This is a genomic window from Parapedobacter koreensis (assembly GCF_900109365.1).
Classification (GTDB): domain Bacteria; phylum Bacteroidota; class Bacteroidia; order Sphingobacteriales; family Sphingobacteriaceae; genus Parapedobacter; species Parapedobacter koreensis.
The window spans coordinates 14,087-31,782 of record NZ_FNZR01000007.1 but is presented as its reverse complement, the minus strand read 5'-3'; the positions used below and the strand labels follow the sequence as shown (position 1 = coordinate 31,782).

Below are 17,696 nucleotides of genomic sequence, written 5' to 3'. Positions count from 1 at the left end.
GGATGTGCGCATGGCCTTTAAATTAGTTACGTGTATGAATTTTTTGGCAGAAATCGATGTGATGCCCCTAAAGGAAATCTTGGATCCCCAAGGAAAAGCGGTAACCGGTAGCATGAAAAACTTGGGCCTTACCGAAATCAGCAATGTGAGAATTGGCAAGCATATCACGTTGGAAGTGGATGCGCCTGACGAAGAGGCCGCCCGTCAAAAGGTGGATGAGGCATGCAAAAAACTGCTGGCCAACTTGATTATGGAAAGTTATGATTTTGAAATCAAGGCGATATAATCAATCTAACGTTTTCAAATACGTTTTTAGTTCATTGTAGAGTGTTGCCAACCTGGGCAACAATACATCAAACTTTTCTGGTATCAAATCGAGGTCTTGCCCATTTTTGGCAAGACTTTCTATTTCCTGGAGTTCTTGGCGCATACCATTTGCACCTACATAGGCCAGTGTCGGTTTGATATGGTGTGCCTGCCTATAGACTTTCTCCCAGTCGTTCTGCTGGATATAAGACCCAAGGAGCTCAATGTCAGGGGGTGTTTGTTTGATGAAGAGCTCAAGAATTTCTTTGATGAGCTGGGTGTTGCCCCCGGATAGGTCTTCCAGGTAGTCCATATTGGCTTGCTCAAAATTCATGTTGTTCATATGTGTTTATGTTTATAAAGGTGTACGGGCAAATGGTCGGGGGTATGGTTCAGCATTTCGGTGACTGTTTTTTTTGACAGGGGATGGATGAGCAATGGCGCGATTTCCTGTAAGGGCATCAAGGCGAATCTGCGGTTGGGCAAGTGGGGATGGGGCACTTGTAGGTGGGCCTCATTAATGATTTGGTCGGCATACCACAAAATATCAATATCTATTGGTCTGGGTTCCCATTTCTTAATACGTTGGCGACCCATTTTTTTCTCGATGGCATTGATTTTTTCCAACAATGGGAGTGGTTGAAGCAGCGTGGCCACCGCCACGACTTGATTAAGGTAATCAGGCTGGTCTTTATTTCCCCAAGCTGCGGTCTCGTAGATGGAGGACATATTGATAATATCTCCGATATCGCCTGCAATTTCATGGTACGCCTGCTGCAATAGCGTGATCCTATCGCCCATATTCGTACCCAATAAAAGATATGCGTTTGCTACAACCGGTATTGACATGTTCAAAAACTGCTATTATTAGGCCCTACTTGGCAAAAGTAGTGAAAAGATCAGCAATTGTAACTATCTTTCCATTGGATGGTCAAATCAACAGTTTGCCAAAGGGCGCTGTTTGCATATGCGGCCAAGTTTGGCTAAGTTTGACACAAGAATAACGTGAAGATGAAATCATTTTTCAAATATGTACTTGCTACGGTGACGGGTATCATCCTGTCAGTTGTCCTGTTGTTTGTTGTCGGTTTAATTATTATCGGTGGGATTATCAATTCCATAAGCGCCGATAAGGACGTCGTCGTACCTGACAACGCATTGCTTATCATCGATTTAAAATATGAGCTTACCGAGCGTACAATCCCGGATCCCTTTGATGGAATCGACGTGCCGGGATTCGTTTTTACTAAAAACCTAGGATTGGATGACATACTGAAACGCATAAAAGCCGCTAAGGACGATGACCATATTAAGGGCATCTACCTGGATCTTTCTGTGATTTCAGCCAATTTTGCTTCGTTGCAGGAAATCCGTGATGCGTTGTTGGATTTCAAGGAATCGGGCAAGTTTGTTGTGGCTTACAGTGAGTTATATACACAGCGGGCGTATTATTTGGCCTCTACGGCAGACCGGGTTTACGTCAATCCTGAAGGGACGCTCGATTTCAGGGGGCTAGCTTCTCAGACCATGTTCCTGAAAGGGACATTTGATAAGTTGGGTATTGAAACTCAGGTGGTCAAGGTGGGTACGTATAAAAGTGCAGTGGAACCGTATACGCTGGGCAAGATGAGTGATGCCAACCGTGAGCAGGTGGCGTCGTTCATAGGCAGTATTTACGATCATTTCATCAGCGAGATTGCAGCAAGCCGGAAGCTGAACCCCGATTCGTTGCGTGCCATTGCTGATCAGTATGCCGTGCGCAACGCAGATGATGCCGTGAACCATGGATTGGCCGATGGCAAGAAATATAAGGATGAGATCCTCAGTGAGTTGAAGGGCTTGCTGGAAATCTCCCAGGATAAAGACATTAGTGCGATAACGCTTACCAAATATAAGCCAAAAACGCAACTGGCAGGATCGTCCATGCGTGACCGCATAGCCGTCGTCTATGCCGTAGGCGAAATAGTCGGCGGTGAGGGCGGTGACGAGATTATCGGTTCGGAACGGATTTCGCGCGAATTGCGCAGGGTGCGCCGCGATGACAAGGTGAAGGCGGTCGTATTCCGTGTCAATTCACCGGGTGGTAGTGCGCTGGCGTCCGACGTAATTTGGCGGGAGGTCGAATTGTTGAAGCAGGAAAAACCGATTATCGTCTCCATGGGCGATGTGGCTGCTTCGGGGGGCTACTACATTGCGGCGGCGGCCGATTCCATTTTTGCCCAACCCAATACGATAACGGGTTCTATCGGCGTCTTTGGTTTGATACCCAATCTGCAAGGCTTGTACAATGATAAGCTGGGCATTACCTACGACGGGGTGAAAACAAGTAAATACGCGGATATGCTGACGACGTTTGATCGTCCGCTCACTGCGGATGAGCGCAATATCCTTCAATTGGAAGTTGAGCGGATATATGATACGTTTTTGCAACGGGTGGCAGATGGCCGGGGTTTATCCAAGGCACAAGTGGATAGCATCGGGCAAGGGCGTGTCTGGAGCGGACAGCAGGCGTTGGCCATTGGATTGGTAGACCGCCTGGGGAGTATCGAAGATGCCATTGCTGCTGCGGCAAGCAAAGCGGGGTTGGGGGACTACCGGATAGTCACTTATCCGGCCATCAAAAATCCCTTTGAATCCCTGTTGGTCAATACCACCGACCGGGTTGGGACATGGTTTGGTAAACGTGAGCTTGGTGAACAGTACCGGTATTATGAGCAGGTGAAGGAAGCGATCCAACTACGGGGCATACAGGCCCGGCTTCCTTTTGAATTGGAAATCTATTGATGGGAAATGTCGCGATCACCGAATGCCCACGCGATGCCATGCAGGGAATGCACCGTTTCATTCCAACGGCTGTCAAAGCGAAGTATATCCAGCTGTTGCTGGATGTAGGTTTCCAGTGCTTGGATTTCGGTAGCTTCGTATCGCCCAAGGCCATTCCCCAATTGCGTGACACCGCTGAGGTGCTCGATCTGTTGGATACCGCATCCGGTACGACGCAACTGTTGGCAATCGTGGCTAATGTACGTGGGGCAGAGGCCGCGGTACGACATGAAACCATAGGTGTATTGGGGTTTCCCTTCGCTGTATCCGAGACCTTTCAGCTACGCAATACAAACAGTACCATCACCCAGGCATTGGCTACTGTAAAACAGGTAGTGGCAATATGTCACGTCAATGGAAAAATCCCACTTGCATACCTTTCCATGGGCTTCGGCAACCCCTACGGGGATGCCTGGAGTCCGGCTATTGTAGCCGATTATGCCGGCCAGCTGATCGCCTTGGGAATAAGGCACCTTGCCTTGGCCGATACCGTGGGCAGTTCCACGCCGGCAAGTATCGCAGCGTTATATACCTACCTTTCTGAAGCTTTTCCAGGCGTGGAGCTGGGGCTGCATTTGCATAGCACGCCAGCTGCCAGCCGCGATAAGCTACATGCCGCCTTGGATGTCGGCTGCAGACGGTTTGATACGGCGTTGCGTGGGTTGGGGGGATGCCCCATGGCAGCAGATAAGCTTACGGGCAACATTGCTACCGAGATGCTACTGCAAGTGTTGTACGAGCGAGGGATGGATAGCCGCTTGAATATGGACGCCTGGGCTGAGGCCATGCGGTATAGCACCGAGGTGTTTGGATGAAAAAACACATAAATTCTTTAACTTTTGCCAATACTTATAGTAGCTTTGTTACCCAAGTAACTCGAATAGTTAACATATGAAAACCATAGACAGTTTAGATTTTTCCGGTAAGAAAGCGCTTATACGGGTGGACTTCAACGTCCCACTTGATGAGCAGTACAACATCACTGATGACAATCGTATCCAAGGGGCAGCACCTACGATCAAAAAGATTTTGAACGATGGCGGCGCTGTGATTTTAATGTCGCATCTCGGCAGACCCAAGGATGGCCCCTCGGATAAATTCTCCCTGAAGCATATCGTTGGCCACCTCTCCGGCGTATTGGGTGTAGATGTGCAGTTTGCCAGCGATTGCATCGGTGAAGAAGCCTTTGCAAAAGCAGCGGCGCTGAAGCCGGGTGATGTACTGCTTTTAGAAAACCTGCGTTTTTATAAAGAGGAAGAAAAAGGGGATAAAGTCTTTGCAGAAAACCTGGCTAAACTCGGCGATGTATATGTCAACGATGCATTCGGTACGGCGCACCGTGCGCATGCTTCTACAGCGGTGATTGCGCAATTTTTCCCCGATGCCAAATATTTCGGATACTTGATGGCTGCCGAAGTAGGCAATGCCGAAAAAGTATTGAACAATCCCCAACGCCCATTTACCGCCATCATGGGCGGGGCTAAGGTGTCTGATAAACTTGAGCTCATTGAGGCGCTGCTGGACAAGGTGGATAACTTGATCATCGGTGGTGGCATGGCGTATACCTTCGTAAAAGCGCGTGGTGGCGAGATAGGCAAATCATTGGTGGAACTGGATAAGTTGGATTTGGCCAATGATTTGGTGAAGAAAGCACAGGAGAAGGGCGTCAATCTGGTGTTGCCCACGGATTCACAGATTGCAGATGAATTTGCGCCGGATTCCCCGGCTTATGACGGCCCCAATGACCAGATTCCGGCCGACAAAATGGGATTGGACATCGGGAAGGAATCGGGTGAACATTTTGCACAGGTCATCATGGCCTCCAACACGATTCTATGGAACGGCCCGATGGGCGTATTCGAAATGGATAAATTCGCCAAGGGCACTAAAGCAGTGGCGGATGCCGTAGTGGCGGCTACTGAGCGGGGTGCTTTCTCGCTGATTGGCGGTGGTGATTCAGCCGCAGCGGTTAGCAAATTCGGTATGACAGAGCATGTAAGCTATGTAAGCACCGGTGGCGGTGCATTATTGGAATATATGGAAGGCAAAGAACTTCCGGGCGTGAAGGCCATAAATGAATAATAAAAAACGGCGAAAGCCGTTTTTTTAGTAACTATACCCAATACTATAGGTCGCGAAAATGCGTTGCCTCGGGTTTGTTTCGTTGGCGTAGATTAGTTTGACGCCAATGTCAAAATTGGGCAAGTAGTAACGCAATAGGTTCATATCCGACCTGAATTCAATGCCGAATGTCCGTGGCTGGAAGGTATTCCCAGCCCGTACATTTTGGAAATCCGCAAAAAAACCACCTTTAAAGCGCTTGATATAGGCCAAGGGCCCAATGGACCAATCGGGATAAGCGATCGGAAACCGGTAATTGAATAACAACGTGTTGTCCACCGGTAGGGGATGTAATTGGTCATAGCCGCTTACCAAGGGGATGTCGTTTGCCATTTGGTATGTGCCATTGCGCAGCTGGTAATTGAACCTGGCAAGCAGCGAATGGTTGCGCCACAATCCCGGGAAATAGAACGCTGTGCGAAAAGACAGTAACTCCCCTGAAATCCGGCTATCAAAAGGGAAATGCCGATAGGTAACACTGAATTGCTGCCCCCAACGCGGGGCGAGATCCAGCGTGCCTTGCCGGGCGTTGTGATTAAAGTAAAGCTGGTAGTGCATCGGGAATTGAATGCGGTCGATGAAGCGGCTTTGAAACTGCGGGTCGCTTAAGCCATAACGCTGCGTATAGGAAGTGGCCGTGCTGAATCCGGTGGTCACCACGTGGTTGAGGCGGTAGAATACCAAAGGGATATCCATGGTCAACGTTGTGACGTTTTCACGCCATCGCAGGCCGACTATATTTTCCTGGCCATTTGATGTCACCCTTGCGGCGCCCACTTGCCCCCGATTGGAATGTTCCAACGAAAACTTTGGGAAAAAACGTTGGTAAGTTACCGAGGCGAGGTACTCGCTGCTGCGGATATCCCCGTCATAAATATAACCCAAACGAAGTTGTGTGGTATTCAAAAGGTCGTCCGAGAGCCAATATACACCGGGCTTAATGTCATCAAGATTGTCGAAATTGTCATTGTCTACTGATAAGCTGTGGAAGTTGATGATATTTTTCAGTCCTTTATAAGGCGTTGAAGCCCATTTCTCGGCTTGTATAGTGTCGTTGTTCGCAAAAACGTCCTCGGGGCGTTGTGGTGGCTTAAAATGGCTGTGGTACGAGGTGCCGGATTGCAGCCTACTGATTCGGTATCCATCCAGCTGATAATTATTGAACCAGACTTGGTTGTTCCGGGCATCAAATGATGGGTTGAATGCCCCGAAACGGACGTTGGTAAGTTGGTAGATGGTGTTGGCCGAGGTGTCCAGCGCATAAAGGTTGTCGATGCCATTGTAGTGCGCCTTGAAGATGATCCGATCGTTTGCATAGCTCGGTCGTTCGAGTTGCTGGGCCTGCCAGTTGAGTACCATGCGGTATGTGGCCGAAGAGATGTCCAATTCCATCAACGCTGCACCCTGGCGGGATATACCGGTCACGACAACCTTCGTGCCGGTCTCATCGAAAGCAGGTGTTTGCAACTGGATGTTTCCGGGAGACGGGAACCGGGCAATGGCGTGGCCAGTTTCGGTGTTGAGCAATACGAGGCTCATCGTGTTGTCTTCCGATACGGCCACGGTGACGACCTGCTTTGCGTCAGGATTTAGTGCGGGGGAGAAGTAGCGGCTTTTACGTGTGAGTTGTTTGTAAGATTGCGTCTCTAAATCATAGCAATTGATGACGTTGTAGGTACGCTTGCCATAACGGCTGTCCCGCCGTATCTCGTCCCACACGACCTTTCCGGCAGCATATGAAAAATGGGGCTCGGCCTGCCGCCCGGTTTTTACCACCTCGCGTTGCCAACCTGCGGTATCCAATATAACAATAGCAGGCACCCGCTGCACGTTTTGGTGAAGGGCGATAATACGGCCATCGGGCAACGCCCGTGGCAGCAGCCAGCTCATGGGTTTGCCCACATCCTTGCGTGGGAATACCGAGTAATCCACCGGGGCATTTTCAGCCAGCTGCTGCTCCCACTTCAGGGTTAGTTCTCCCTGGGTCTTTTCATGCCATTGACGGGTATTATAGCCGGTGAATTTCTTGAGCGAATTGCTAAAGTTATAGGGGCGGATGGGTAGCTTGGCCATGCGCGTCATGAGGCTGTCGACAATGGCTGGACCGTACTCCTTTTCGAGTTGCAATGTCAGGAAATAACCGAGTTCGTAGAAACCCGGTGTAACGTTTTTTAACGATCCCAAATAATCTTTCTGATAGCTGTATGTTGCACCACTGATAAGGTTTGTACGGAAAGGCATTTCCCAGGAGGGGAGGCGTCCTCGGCCAGCGTTGGATAGCTTGGTTTCCGTTACCACGGCGTCACCTTCAAAAAACCAAGAAGGCAGGTTGGCACCGTAGATGGCAAGCGCCAGCTGCTCGAAAAAAGGTGCGCGGAGATAGCCTGTCAATTTGTCAAACTGTACAACGTGCCGAAGCTCGTGAATGGCCAGGTTATTCAGCCAATCCTGGAAATCGCTTTGTTGCGGAGGGGTTGTATAAAACTCTGAACGGCGAGGAGCCAACTGTACATTTCCGTTGGATTCGACCGTTTGGTTTTGCAAGATGATGGAAATCTTGCGTGGTTTCTTTCTCAATGTTTCACTCACGCGCTCCCGCAAAGCCTCCAACTCACTGGCCAATTGCTGTGCCCCATTTTCAAAAACAGCAGGGTATATCAATTGAAAATTTTCCGTATTGATTTGCCTCCATTTTACACTTGGTGGATATTGGTCGGTATTGAAAACCTGTGAAAAAGTAATATGTGAATAAACACATAATATTATTGATATTAAATACTTGATTATAAGCATGTAATTGTGTGTATTCATACAGCAGTTAATAGTTTACTAATATTTTTGGCTAAAATGAATATTTGCTTGTTAGTTTTAAATAATGATAAAGTTTATATTAAATTAGTTAATAGCTGATTTTTAGTTGTTAATGATTCAACATATGTATGGATTTCTGTTAAATTTTTGTTGTGTAAACCCGTGTAAAAGCCCTTTAATTTACAAATCCATCTCTTATGACTCTTATGACATAAGGGGTACGCTAATGTACACGATCTTTTTGAGTTCCGTCAAATTTTGGGTAATATTATCGATAGTGTCCAAGTTGGGAAGAGGTAGTAAATGCTAGGAGGCAGCAAGTGGTATGAGATATCCCCCACCAGCAATTATCAGTGATCCTAAGCTATCCCTATGTTCCCAAGGCTGCCACGGTGGTTGCGGCCATCTGATTGGAAAACTCGAATAAATTTAGCGGGGATCAACTCGGGTTTACCGCGTATGACTGAGGCTGACAGGTTGTCGTATTTCTGGATTGTAAGGTGTTGTTTTGTGAGGTTTCTTTTATGGTTTTTTAACGCTTACTTGTTCGTTCTTTTCATTTAAAAAGCCGACTTTTGCAAGCAAATTTAATCACCGATGTAGGATATCGTTAAAACTGAGGAGGGCCCATGGACGAACTGGATACGCTGGTAGAACAAACCGAATTGCTTTTGGCCGAAGGCAGCGAACAGCAACTTAAAGAATATCTTGACGAGCTGAATATTTCGGAAGTAGAGGCACTGATTGACGAACTACCGGAGCATGGTGCGACGTTCATAGAAACACTGAGTATTAACCGTGCGGTAAATGTATTCCGCATCCTGGATTTTCCCACCCAAGAACGGATCCTGAAGAGGCTCCCTGGACCTAAGATTTCGGAAATTATCAATGAGATGCCGCCGGATGATCGGACGGCTTTTTTTAGTGAGTTGAAGGGCGACGTGGTGAAGCAATTGATTATCCTCCTGCCCCCAGCTGGCCGTAAAGAAGCACTGGCATTATTAGGATACCCGGAGGATAGTGTGGGGCGGCTAATGACACCGGATTACATTACGGTAAAACAGCATTGGGACATCACTCGTGTGCTGCACCACATCCGCAAATATGGGAAGGCGTCCGAGACTATTGATGTGCTCTACGTCATCGACAAGGATGGCAAGCTTATGGATGATATCCGGATTAAGGACATCCTGCTGGCCGACCCGGAAGCCACCGTGGAAGATCTAATAGACAACCGACTCATTGCTCTCAATGCCAATGACCCTCAGGAGGAAGCCATCAACGTATTCCGGATGAACAACCGCGTAGCGCTTCCTGTTATAGATGGACAAGGCATCATGCTGGGTATCGTCACGGTGGATGACATTCTTTGGGTGGCCAATGAAGAGTATACCGAGGACATGCAGCGCATAGGGGGTACCGAAGCACTGGATGAACCCTATTTGGACGTATCCATCTTGCACTTGGTGAAAAAGCGGGCCGGATGGCTGATTGTACTGTTTTTTGGTCAGCTTCTTACGGCCACCGTGCTCGAACATTATGAAAGCCAACTGGCGAGTGCCATCTTGATTTTGTTTATGCCATTGATTCTTTCCAGTGGGGGAAATAGCGGTTCGCAGGCCTCCACATTGATTATACAGGCCATGGCTTTGGGGGAGGTTACCTTGGTTGATTGGTGGCGGGTGATGCGGCGCGAAATATTTTCCGGCTTGCTGCTGGGGTTGATATTGGGCACACTGGGTTTTATTCGCGTGTGTACTTGGCAAGCGTTTTCACATGCATATGGGGAGTACTGGTTACTCGTAGGCACTGTGGTAAGCTTCTCGCTTATCGGCGTCGTATTATGGGGTTCATTGGTGGGATCAATGCTGCCCTTTATCCTTCGTAGGCTTGGTGCCGACCCTGCATCTTCATCGGCACCGTTTGTGTCTACGCTGGTTGATGTGACCGGCTTAATTATCTATTTTACCGTGGCTACCCTTGTCCTCACGGGGATTTTACTATGAGCCATTTCACCAAATATCGGCTAGCATGGGTATTGCTATTCTTTTCCATGGCCAAGCTTTCCGCGCAAGAGCGGTTGCCGGTTTTCCTGGAGATGGAAGGCGGTGTCGAAAGGTTCGGCGATGCGTCCCTGCGTTCCGTTTTTCCGGGCGGAATGAATTTGACGCTTGGCCCGGCATTTTCGCTTGCGGATCAGGGCCGACTTCGATTACGGCCACAGGCCGGATTCAAGCTGTTCTTTAATGAATTGGATGAGTGGACCACGGAGCATTTGCGTTTCATACGACTGGGTGGACAGGCGAGTTATGATGCGTTTTACATTGGTCAGACTACTTTTTTCCCTTTCTTTGCCATTGATTTCAATTGGGTGGCCAACTATGACGCGGAAAGTGAGGCCACGGGCGACAGCGAGAACGTTTCCTTTTCGGATAATTACCTGAAAGGATGGGGCTTTTCGCAGGTAGCGGGATTGCGAATACAATATCAGGAGTTTTACCTAAAAGTTGGCTATGAGTTTTTTAATCCCCGACTGAAGGCGACAAACGACGTCATTGATGGGGATCGGGTAGATGGTTATATCACGCCATCGTCTCGCCGCTTTAATTTCAATACCATCAATTTTTCCCTGGGTGCAACTGTGAGGTTATGAGAATAGCTAAGACGATAGGAATGGTCATGATAGGTTCCTTACTGGTAAGCTGTAAGGGTGATGGCACCTTGTTAGATTTGTATCCAAGGGAACCCATTGTGAACCCAGATGTCCGTACTTTGATACAGGGCAACCGGATTGTTTATGCACAGTTGGATGGCCGCAGCCAAATCCGCGGGATCACAGATGGGGGAAGATTTACGACATACAACAGGTTCAAATCCTTTGGCTTTGATCCGTATTCATGGCAAGGAGAGCAAGGTGTCACCGGGTTTGGCGAGGGTTTGGTGGTGCAAGCCATGCCAGAAGGGGCTTCATTTGTGTTGCGATATTCAAGTGACATGGGTGTCACGTGGGTTTCGTATGACACGCCTATTGTGGATGATGATGACATCGTACTTGGCGCTGTTCATGTCGTTCAATTGCTTGTTGGCGCAGACGGCTCAGTATGGCTACTAGCGCAGCAAAACATTGGAATGGACAGGCGGATGCTGCTTTACCACGTGGATTTGTGGGAGGAAAAGAGTGTGCTGCTGCTGAGACGGGATAAGGCCATTGCGCTGACAGCTGATTTTGCCAATCATGATGACGGCTGGCTGCTTTATTCGGATCAAGATGGAGAAACCAAGGGCGTTCATGTGTTGAAGACCGTAAACGGGGGGCAAGTATGGTCAGCTGGGGCAACATTAGGTAATCTTAATCAGCCATCCATCGAAGCGATAGCTGATGACAGATTGTTGGTGTATCCACAAACCGGACAAGCCTTGCTTTCCGCTGATGGTGGGGATTCATTCACACCAGTGTCAATCGGAGACAATGGCATCAGCATATGCCATGCAGCATCTCCGGATGTGGTATATGCCTTGTTGGTAAACGGGGTAGCAAAAAGTATCGATGGTGGCCAAACTTGGCTACGGTTGGATGCACAAGCGTACGACGTAGATATTTCGGGCATGGCCATGGACTTTTACAATGAGCGGCAAGGAATTGTATATGATTGGAATAAGTTATTCATTACGGATGATGGTGGAGCCAGTTGGGATATCCTCATTTATCCCTACGATTACCTGTTGGAATAATGAGTCGCGCAGCATGGTGTATTGTTTATAAATGAGTGCTGGTTGATAGTTAGTGAGTTATATAATTTTTAAAATATTTTTTGTTTATTCGAGGGAAAGTTCCGAATATTGCAGTCCCGAAAACGGGGATACAGAAACACTCCTCAGTAGCTCAGTAGGTTAGAGCATCTGACTGTTAATCAGAGGGTCGCTGGTTCGAGCCCAGCCTGAGGAGCCCCAAGAAAGCCTCACAGTGATGTGGGGCTTTGCTGGTTTTATAGCATTCCTTTTTAAGCGGGTTTCCCTGCCCCTAAGTTAGTGCATGGTTTGTACAAATCTTATACCGGGCATGGTGGGATAAAAAGAAATCGTTGATTTTTCTTCACGGGAATGAATTTCGGCACAAAAAATGCTTATCCTTGTGACGTTAATACATTTTCTACCCTAAAATTAAATGTTAAATGGAAAAGTACAATGAATTAAAAGCCTTGATTGCATCCATTGATGAAGATGCATCTAAATTTTTTGAAAAAGGAAACAATGCGGCCGGCACACGCGTGCGTACAGGTCTGCAAAAAGTTAAAGCGTTGGCACAGGAAATCCGCAACGCCGTAACAGAAGCGAAGAACACGAAATAGTTTCGGCTTTCCGAAAACATTTGTGAAGCCCCGGGACCAGCTGGTTCCGGGGCTTTTATGTTTTGACGTTCTTTCTTATCCAACGTCAATGAAATGAGTGTGTGGCGATGTCTACCTTTGTGTCCAAATCAATGGAAAGGTCTCTGATGTATACACTTCGGATATTTGCATATGTTGCTGGCTGTTCGCTATTGGCTATGGGTATAATTGGCGGTTTTGCGTACGGCTACATCTTCCAGCGCATGATTAGGCGAGTAAAAGGTCGGACCTGTTTTGCAGTAGGTAGCGGTATCGTTCTTCCGGTGGGGAAGTGATGAAGTTGGAAAGCGCATCTTATGTATCGCCCAAATCCCGTTCCAGCATCATTCTGGTTATCTGCTCCAATTTGGGGAATTTTCCATAGAGTTCCGCATCCCTTTTTGGTTCTCCAACGAGTAACAACGCATCTTCCACGCTGCACAAGTAGCTGTCGGCCGGCAATTGGTTTTATATAACTGGTAAAGAAGACAGTCGCTTGGTTTTCTGTAAAAAACCGGATTGTTTTTTCGATGACGTTGATGATTCGATACTGCCTGAGACAACCTTTCAGTACAAAAAAGCAGCTGTTGCAATGTTCTCCTTCACTTATGCGAAATTTTGCTGCAACAAATCTAATTGGATTGGCTAAGTAACGTTGTTTATGTTGACTTAACAATTAGGTAATGTTTGTTGCCTAAATTTGGAAGCAATCATTTCGGCATGAAATATCTCAATTGCTTATGGATAATCGTATTGATGGGGTGCAGCGACAATGAGCGGGCCATCAAGGTGAAAGGCTCCGACACGGAAGTAAACCTGGCCGTTAGGCTTGCCGAGCATTTTTACCTTGAAAACGACAGCCTCAGTGTGGCCATTTCCGGCGGAGGGTCAGGGCTGGGCATTGCTTCCCTGCTCAATGGGCAGGCAGATATTGCTAATTCGTCCCGGCCCTTGAATGCAGATGAAGAAGAAATGTTCAGGGATAGGGGGATTTCAGTACGTACCGTCGTGTTTGCAGAAGATGCCACGGCGTTTATCGTGCGTAAGGATTTTCCGATTGACAGTATCGATGTCGCTACGCTTGGGTACCTATTGAGCGGAAAGCTGAACTCCTGGGAATCCATTACCGGAGAGCATCGGCCAGTGAATATCTACGGAAGGCAGAGCAATTCGGGAACGCATTCTTTTGTCCGGCAGAAGCTGGGTATCCAATTCAGCCGTGATGCGAAGGAAATGAACGGCAACGCACAGATTATCGAAGGCATCAAAATGGATGGCACGGGTATCGGTTATGTAGGGGCGGGTTATATCATGCATGATAGCAAAGATCAGCCAGTAAAAGTGTTAAAAATTTCCCCTTCAGTCGGTAAGCCTGCTATTTCTCCACTGGATAGTCAGGCTATTTCGGAAGGGCGCTACCACTTTCAACGTCCGTTATATCAGTTTATACCTGAGACCTCATGGGAAAAAGTTTCGGCATTCATTGCCTTTGAGCGGGGTGAAGTAGGGCAGCGATTGATACAGGAATCGGGTTATTATATTGTTCATTGATAAACAGCTAAGAAAATGCAGCTACCGGTAAGGGAAAACATCGATAAGACAGTGCGGTTGCTTGTGCGGTCGACGGGTTTTTTAGCCATTGCGATTTTGGGCGGTATATTATTTATGTTGCTTTGGAATACGATGGCGTTTTTTCTACAAATAAAGCCACTTGATTTCATTACGGGTACGCAGTGGAATCCATCGGGTGATCCAGCGCTGTATGGGATATTACCGTTGCTGGTGAGTACGAGTCTGGTTACACTCGGGGCCATGGTTATCGCTATTCCATTGGGCATCGGTACGGCCGCTTTCCTCTCGGAATATGCTGGCAGCAAGCTGAAAGGTATTTTGAAGCCAGCTATTGAGATGTTGGCTGCCGTACCGTCGGTTGCCATTGGGTTTTTGGGTATCGTGTTATTGGGACCGGGTATAGCGGGGCTTACCGGACAGTCCAATGGGCTGAATGCACTGAATGGTGCCGTGTTGCTGGCCATCATGGCACTGCCTACCATCGTCACGGTAGCCGAAGATGCATTGCACGGTATTCCCGATTCGTACAAAGAAGCCAGCTACGGCGTTGGAGCCAACCGGTGGCAAACCCTCATACGGGTAACCATTCCTGCGGCTGCACCGGGTATTTTGGCTGCCGTAATGCTGGGCGTGGGAAGGGCTATCGGTGAGACGATGACTGTATTGATGGCTACGGGAAATGCGTCCGCTTTCCCGAAAGGCTTCTTCCATTCGGTGCGCACCATTACGGCTACCATTGCCATTGAGATGGGGGAGGTGCCCTACCAAACCACACACTATTATTCACTGTTTGCCATTGCTACGGTGTTGTTCTTGTTTACGTTAATCGTAAATATGTTGGGTGAATATTTCGTGAATAAGTATCGAAAATACCATTCCGCATGATAAAAAAACTTACGCCGGTCATTGAATGGGGCACGCTGTTGCTTACCACAGGTACTGTCTGCTTTTTCTTGGTAGCCATCCTTTGGGATCTGGTGAGCAAGGGTGCACCATCGCTTTCATGGGAGTTTGTAAGTTCCATCCCACGCGAGGGGATGACCAAAGGAGGTATCTTGCCCGCTATCACCGGCACGATATTGCTTACCCTGATTACCGCGGCTGCGGCAGTTCCTTTTGGCGTAAGCTGTGCGGTTTACCTCAATGAATACGCCACCGATAGTGCGCTAAACCGTTTGATCCGGGCTTCCATTCGTAACCTGGCCGGCGTGCCATCCATTATTTACGGCCTCTTTGGGCTTGCCCTTTTTGTGCAGGCCTTGCAAATGGGTACTTCCCTGCTGGCGGCGGGGTTGACCTTAGGGCTGCTTTCCTTGCCTTATATTATCACGACGACGGAAGAGGCACTGCGGCGTATTCCGGCAAGTACGCGCGAAGGGGCATTGGCCATTGGAGCCACCCAATTTGAATCCATCCGCGATGTGGTCATGCCGTCGGCTCTGCCGGGGATACTGACCGGCGTGGTGCTGTCGCTGTCACGCGCGGCAGGTGAAACTGCTCCAATCTTGTTTACAGGGGTTGCTTTTTACATCAATAGCCCTACCGGATCCCTTAATCAGGAATTCATGGCACTTCCTTATCACTTATATATGCTTTCTACGCAGCATCACGCCATAGAGGAAGTACGGCCATTGGCCTATAGTACGGCGTTGGTGCTTATTATCGTGGTATTCCTATTGAATCTCACCGCTTTTTATATTCGCTATAAACACAGTAAAAAATGACCGATCATCCGACCAAACTCTCCGCACATTCCGTAAACTTGTGGTTTGGCAATAAGCATGTACTGAAAGATGTCAGCGTCACATTTCCTCGCAATCAAATCACGGCCCTGATAGGACCCTCGGGTTGCGGCAAAAGTACGCTGCTTCGTTGCTTCAATCGCATGCACGATCTTTCTCCCGACGCCCGGATAACGGGTGAATTCCTGCTTGATAACCAAAACTTATACGATCATGGGATATCCGTAACGCAGGTGCGACGGCGGGTAGGTATGGTGTTTCAACGGGCAAACCCGTTCCCGAAAAGCATCTATGAAAACATCAACTATGGGTTGAAGATAAACCATATACCCAAGACGGAGCGGCAAGGAATTATTGAAAATGCCTTAAAGGAAAGTTATATCTGGGATGAGGTAAAAGATGAGCTGCAGAAGCCCGCCACCCGGCTATCCGGTGGGCAACAGCAACGGTTGTGTATCGCCCGCACAGTAGCACTGCGGCCCGAGGTCATCTTGATGGATGAGCCCTGTTCGGCACTGGATCCATTGAGCACGCTTAAAATAGAGGAATTAATTGTCAAGCTGAAGAAAGACTATACCATTGTGATTGTTACGCACAACATGCAGCAAGCGCAGCGTATTGCGGATAAGACGATCTTTATGTACTTGGGAGAAGTTGTTGAGGCGGGAGACACCAAAGCCTTGTTTGAGCATCCTCAACAGGAAATGACGGCCAACTATGTAAGAGGTCGGTTTGGTTAAATTTTTTCCTTATTGCTGTCTTTATCCGGATTCAGCGCGGACTCATTCAATGTCTTCGCGAAGTCTCGTTTATCTTTTTTATTCCTCCGAATCAGCCAGCCTATAAGTACGATTACGGCTACCAGGACAAGTGCAATAATACCGATGTTTACATCCATTGTTTAAAACATTATTCAGTCTTAAAAATCAGTAGCGGCAGACGGGAGTGATGGGCAAGTTTTTTCGTTACGCTTTTGTGGAATAGGTTGTCAAAAAAGCCATACCTTTTAGGGACGGTCATTACGAGATCGGCCTGTTGCGTTTCGGCGAAGTCCATGATACCTTCGACTACGTCACCATGCTCGATGTAATGATATTCCGGATGAAACCGGTCAAGTAGGCCATGGAGCTTGTATTGTTCGGGGATGACATCCGGATTAAACCGGGTTTCGGGTTTTTCGATGTTGAGTACCAGTAGCTTGAAAGCGAGGTTATCAACGAGTTGTGATAAAGTTTCGATCGGCATCGTGTGGTCTACCTTTTCCAGATCGCAGGCAAACACCGCTTTGGCAATGGGCTTGAACTCCACTTCTTCAGGCACTACCAGTACCGGAGCCGTGCAAGCGTCTGCTATGGCTATGGTATTGCTGCCCATGAGAAATTTTTCCAAATTGCTCTTACCTGTTATTCCGGTAACAACCAATCCAGCTTTGCGTTCGTCCAGCAAACGTTGGATACCTACCACTACCGGAAGATCGTTGGCAACGATTTCGATCGCTGTTTGCTTACTGAGGAAGGGTTCCATTTGGGATTCGGTGGCTTCCAATGCAGTCAGGCTGTGTTCATGCGCCAAGGCTGCGTCTTTAGACTCTGGCAGGGGTATTTCGGTTGCTTTAGGAGCAGCGTCATAAGAGTGGTATAGCAAGATGGTATCCACCCGTAACGGGCCGCTTAGGTAAGCCGCATATTGGGCAGCGTTGGTGGCTGATTCGGAAAAGTCGGTTGCAATGATGATCGTTTTCATTGGAAGGAATTGCGATTACTGGATATAAAGATATGGATACTCTTCTGAGAGAAACCGTGGGCATGAAAATTTAATACAATAATAACATACGGCAAAAAATTTTGTTCGGAGCAAATCCATTATGTGAATAACCGACGCAGCAATGCTGGGAAAAGTTCATCGCTCTTGCCGCCAGTCGGAGCAAATCCAGTTAGCGTTGTCATACTTAATT

17 protein-coding genes and 1 tRNA gene are annotated in these 17,696 nt (G+C 48.0%); 13 read left to right on the top strand and 5 right to left on the bottom strand.

The window, feature by feature from the left end; genetic code table 11:
- The first annotated feature begins 34 nt into the window (after positions 1-34).
- On the top strand, positions 35-286 hold the full coding sequence (gene purS, locus BMW65_RS16225; protein WP_090606971.1) for a phosphoribosylformylglycinamidine synthase subunit PurS: 252 nt from the start codon (positions 35-37) through the stop codon (positions 284-286).
- On the opposite strand, the gene BMW65_RS16220 is transcribed toward purS, so the two are convergent.
- Together BMW65_RS16220 and folK are read right to left on the bottom strand one after the other, a co-directional pair.
- A complete protein-coding gene (locus BMW65_RS16220) occupies positions 287-649 on the bottom strand; it encodes an Hpt domain-containing protein (RefSeq protein WP_090606969.1) in 363 nt (120 codons plus the stop codon). It lies immediately after the preceding gene.
- On the bottom strand, positions 646-1,155 hold the full coding sequence (folK, locus tag BMW65_RS16215; protein WP_090606968.1) for a 2-amino-4-hydroxy-6-hydroxymethyldihydropteridine diphosphokinase: 510 nt from the start codon (positions 1,153-1,155) through the stop codon (positions 646-648). Before folK ends, BMW65_RS16220 begins: the two co-directional genes overlap by 4 nt.
- 162 nt (positions 1,156-1,317) lie before the next feature.
- Between folK and sppA the strand changes: the two genes are divergently transcribed.
- From sppA to BMW65_RS16200, 3 genes are all read left to right on the top strand, one after another.
- The gene (sppA, locus tag BMW65_RS16210) at positions 1,318-3,090 is read left to right on the top strand and encodes a signal peptide peptidase SppA (RefSeq protein WP_090606966.1); all 1,773 of its coding nucleotides are present in this window, start codon (positions 1,318-1,320) and stop codon (positions 3,088-3,090) included.
- Positions 3,090-3,944 carry a hydroxymethylglutaryl-CoA lyase gene (locus BMW65_RS16205; RefSeq protein ID WP_090606965.1) on the top strand — a complete coding sequence of 285 codons (855 nt, stop codon included), beginning with the start codon at positions 3,090-3,092 and terminating at the stop codon, positions 3,942-3,944. The genes sppA and BMW65_RS16205 overlap by 1 nt, the downstream gene beginning before the upstream one ends.
- 76 nt (positions 3,945-4,020) lie before the next feature.
- A complete protein-coding gene (locus BMW65_RS16200; protein ID WP_090606963.1) occupies positions 4,021-5,211 on the top strand; it encodes a phosphoglycerate kinase in 1,191 nt (396 codons plus the stop codon).
- 24 nt (positions 5,212-5,235) lie between these two features.
- Here BMW65_RS16200 and BMW65_RS16195 read toward each other — a convergent pair whose 3' ends face one another.
- Positions 5,236-7,911, bottom strand: coding sequence for a hypothetical protein (locus tag BMW65_RS16195; RefSeq protein WP_143053908.1), 2,676 nt, complete (start codon positions 7,909-7,911; stop codon positions 5,236-5,238).
- Between the two features lie 779 nt (positions 7,912-8,690).
- Between BMW65_RS16195 and mgtE the strand changes: the two genes are divergently transcribed.
- The 9 genes from mgtE to pstB all read left to right on the top strand — a co-directional run bounded on the left by mgtE (position 8,691) and on the right by pstB (position 16,482).
- Positions 8,691-10,067 carry a magnesium transporter gene (gene mgtE / locus BMW65_RS16190; RefSeq protein ID WP_090606960.1) on the top strand — a complete coding sequence of 459 codons (1,377 nt, stop codon included), beginning with the start codon at positions 8,691-8,693 and terminating at the stop codon, positions 10,065-10,067.
- The gene (locus BMW65_RS16185; RefSeq protein ID WP_090606959.1) at positions 10,064-10,714 is read left to right on the top strand and encodes a hypothetical protein; all 651 of its coding nucleotides are present in this window, start codon (positions 10,064-10,066) and stop codon (positions 10,712-10,714) included. Before mgtE ends, BMW65_RS16185 begins: the two co-directional genes overlap by 4 nt.
- Complete coding sequence (locus tag BMW65_RS16180) at positions 10,711-11,793, top strand: WD40/YVTN/BNR-like repeat-containing protein (RefSeq protein WP_090606957.1); 1,083 nt, start codon at positions 10,711-10,713, stop codon at positions 11,791-11,793. The genes BMW65_RS16185 and BMW65_RS16180 overlap by 4 nt, the downstream gene beginning before the upstream one ends.
- 140 nt (positions 11,794-11,933) lie before the next feature.
- Positions 11,934-12,007, top strand: a tRNA-Asn gene (locus tag BMW65_RS16175).
- Between the two features lie 226 nt (positions 12,008-12,233).
- Positions 12,234-12,410 (top strand): histone H1, encoded by a 177-nt coding sequence (locus BMW65_RS16170; RefSeq protein WP_090606956.1) that lies wholly within the window; start codon positions 12,234-12,236, stop codon positions 12,408-12,410.
- 738 nt (positions 12,411-13,148) lie between these two features.
- Positions 13,149-13,979, top strand: a complete 831-nt coding sequence (locus BMW65_RS16165) for a substrate-binding domain-containing protein (RefSeq protein WP_090606954.1) — start codon at positions 13,149-13,151, stop codon at positions 13,977-13,979.
- 15 nt (positions 13,980-13,994) lie between these two features.
- On the top strand, positions 13,995-14,885 hold the full coding sequence (gene pstC / locus BMW65_RS16160) for a phosphate ABC transporter permease subunit PstC (RefSeq protein WP_090606953.1): 891 nt from the start codon (positions 13,995-13,997) through the stop codon (positions 14,883-14,885).
- Positions 14,882-15,724, top strand: a complete 843-nt coding sequence (gene pstA / locus BMW65_RS16155; protein ID WP_090606951.1) for a phosphate ABC transporter permease PstA — start codon at positions 14,882-14,884, stop codon at positions 15,722-15,724. The genes pstC and pstA overlap by 4 nt, the downstream gene beginning before the upstream one ends.
- On the top strand, positions 15,721-16,482 hold the full coding sequence (gene pstB, locus BMW65_RS16150; RefSeq protein WP_090606950.1) for a phosphate ABC transporter ATP-binding protein PstB: 762 nt from the start codon (positions 15,721-15,723) through the stop codon (positions 16,480-16,482). The genes pstA and pstB overlap by 4 nt, the downstream gene beginning before the upstream one ends.
- Here pstB and BMW65_RS24255 read toward each other — a convergent pair.
- Together BMW65_RS24255 and BMW65_RS16145 are read right to left on the bottom strand one after the other, a co-directional pair.
- Entirely contained in the window at positions 16,479-16,640 is a 162-nt protein-coding gene (locus tag BMW65_RS24255) for a hypothetical protein (RefSeq protein WP_177181164.1), read from the bottom strand. The genes pstB and BMW65_RS24255 overlap by 4 nt on opposite strands.
- 11 nt (positions 16,641-16,651) lie before the next feature.
- Positions 16,652-17,485, bottom strand: coding sequence for a universal stress protein (locus tag BMW65_RS16145; RefSeq protein ID WP_090606948.1), 834 nt, complete (start codon positions 17,483-17,485; stop codon positions 16,652-16,654).
- Positions 17,486-17,696 lie beyond the last annotated feature (211 nt).

Excerpts from the sequence above, each read along its gene's own strand:
- BMW65_RS16145 (WP_090606948.1), bottom strand. The coding sequence starts at position 17,485 with ATGAAAACGATCATCATTGCAACCGACTTTTCCGAATCAGCCACCAAC.
- BMW65_RS24255 (WP_177181164.1), bottom strand. The coding sequence starts at position 16,640 with ATGGATGTAAACATCGGTATTATTGCACTTGTCCTGGTAGCCGTAATC.
- BMW65_RS16180 (WP_090606957.1), top strand. The coding sequence starts at position 10,711 with ATGAGAATAGCTAAGACGATAGGAATGGTCATGATAGGTTCCTTACTG.
- BMW65_RS16185 (WP_090606959.1), top strand. The coding sequence starts at position 10,064 with ATGAGCCATTTCACCAAATATCGGCTAGCATGGGTATTGCTATTCTTT.
- BMW65_RS16200 (WP_090606963.1), top strand. The coding sequence starts at position 4,021 with ATGAAAACCATAGACAGTTTAGATTTTTCCGGTAAGAAAGCGCTTATA.
- mgtE (WP_090606960.1), top strand. The coding sequence starts at position 8,691 with ATGGACGAACTGGATACGCTGGTAGAACAAACCGAATTGCTTTTGGCC.
- BMW65_RS16220 (WP_090606969.1), bottom strand. The coding sequence starts at position 649 with ATGAACAACATGAATTTTGAGCAAGCCAATATGGACTACCTGGAAGAC.
- pstC (WP_090606953.1), top strand. The coding sequence starts at position 13,995 with ATGCAGCTACCGGTAAGGGAAAACATCGATAAGACAGTGCGGTTGCTT.
- BMW65_RS16205 (WP_090606965.1), top strand. The coding sequence starts at position 3,090 with ATGGGAAATGTCGCGATCACCGAATGCCCACGCGATGCCATGCAGGGA.
- folK (WP_090606968.1), bottom strand. The coding sequence starts at position 1,155 with ATGTCAATACCGGTTGTAGCAAACGCATATCTTTTATTGGGTACGAAT.
- pstA (WP_090606951.1), top strand. The coding sequence starts at position 14,882 with ATGATAAAAAAACTTACGCCGGTCATTGAATGGGGCACGCTGTTGCTT.
- sppA (WP_090606966.1), top strand. The coding sequence starts at position 1,318 with ATGAAATCATTTTTCAAATATGTACTTGCTACGGTGACGGGTATCATC.
- pstB (WP_090606950.1), top strand. The coding sequence starts at position 15,721 with ATGACCGATCATCCGACCAAACTCTCCGCACATTCCGTAAACTTGTGG.
- BMW65_RS16170 (WP_090606956.1), top strand. The coding sequence starts at position 12,234 with ATGGAAAAGTACAATGAATTAAAAGCCTTGATTGCATCCATTGATGAA.
- purS (WP_090606971.1), top strand. The coding sequence starts at position 35 with ATGAATTTTTTGGCAGAAATCGATGTGATGCCCCTAAAGGAAATCTTG.
- BMW65_RS16165 (WP_090606954.1), top strand. The coding sequence starts at position 13,149 with ATGAAATATCTCAATTGCTTATGGATAATCGTATTGATGGGGTGCAGC.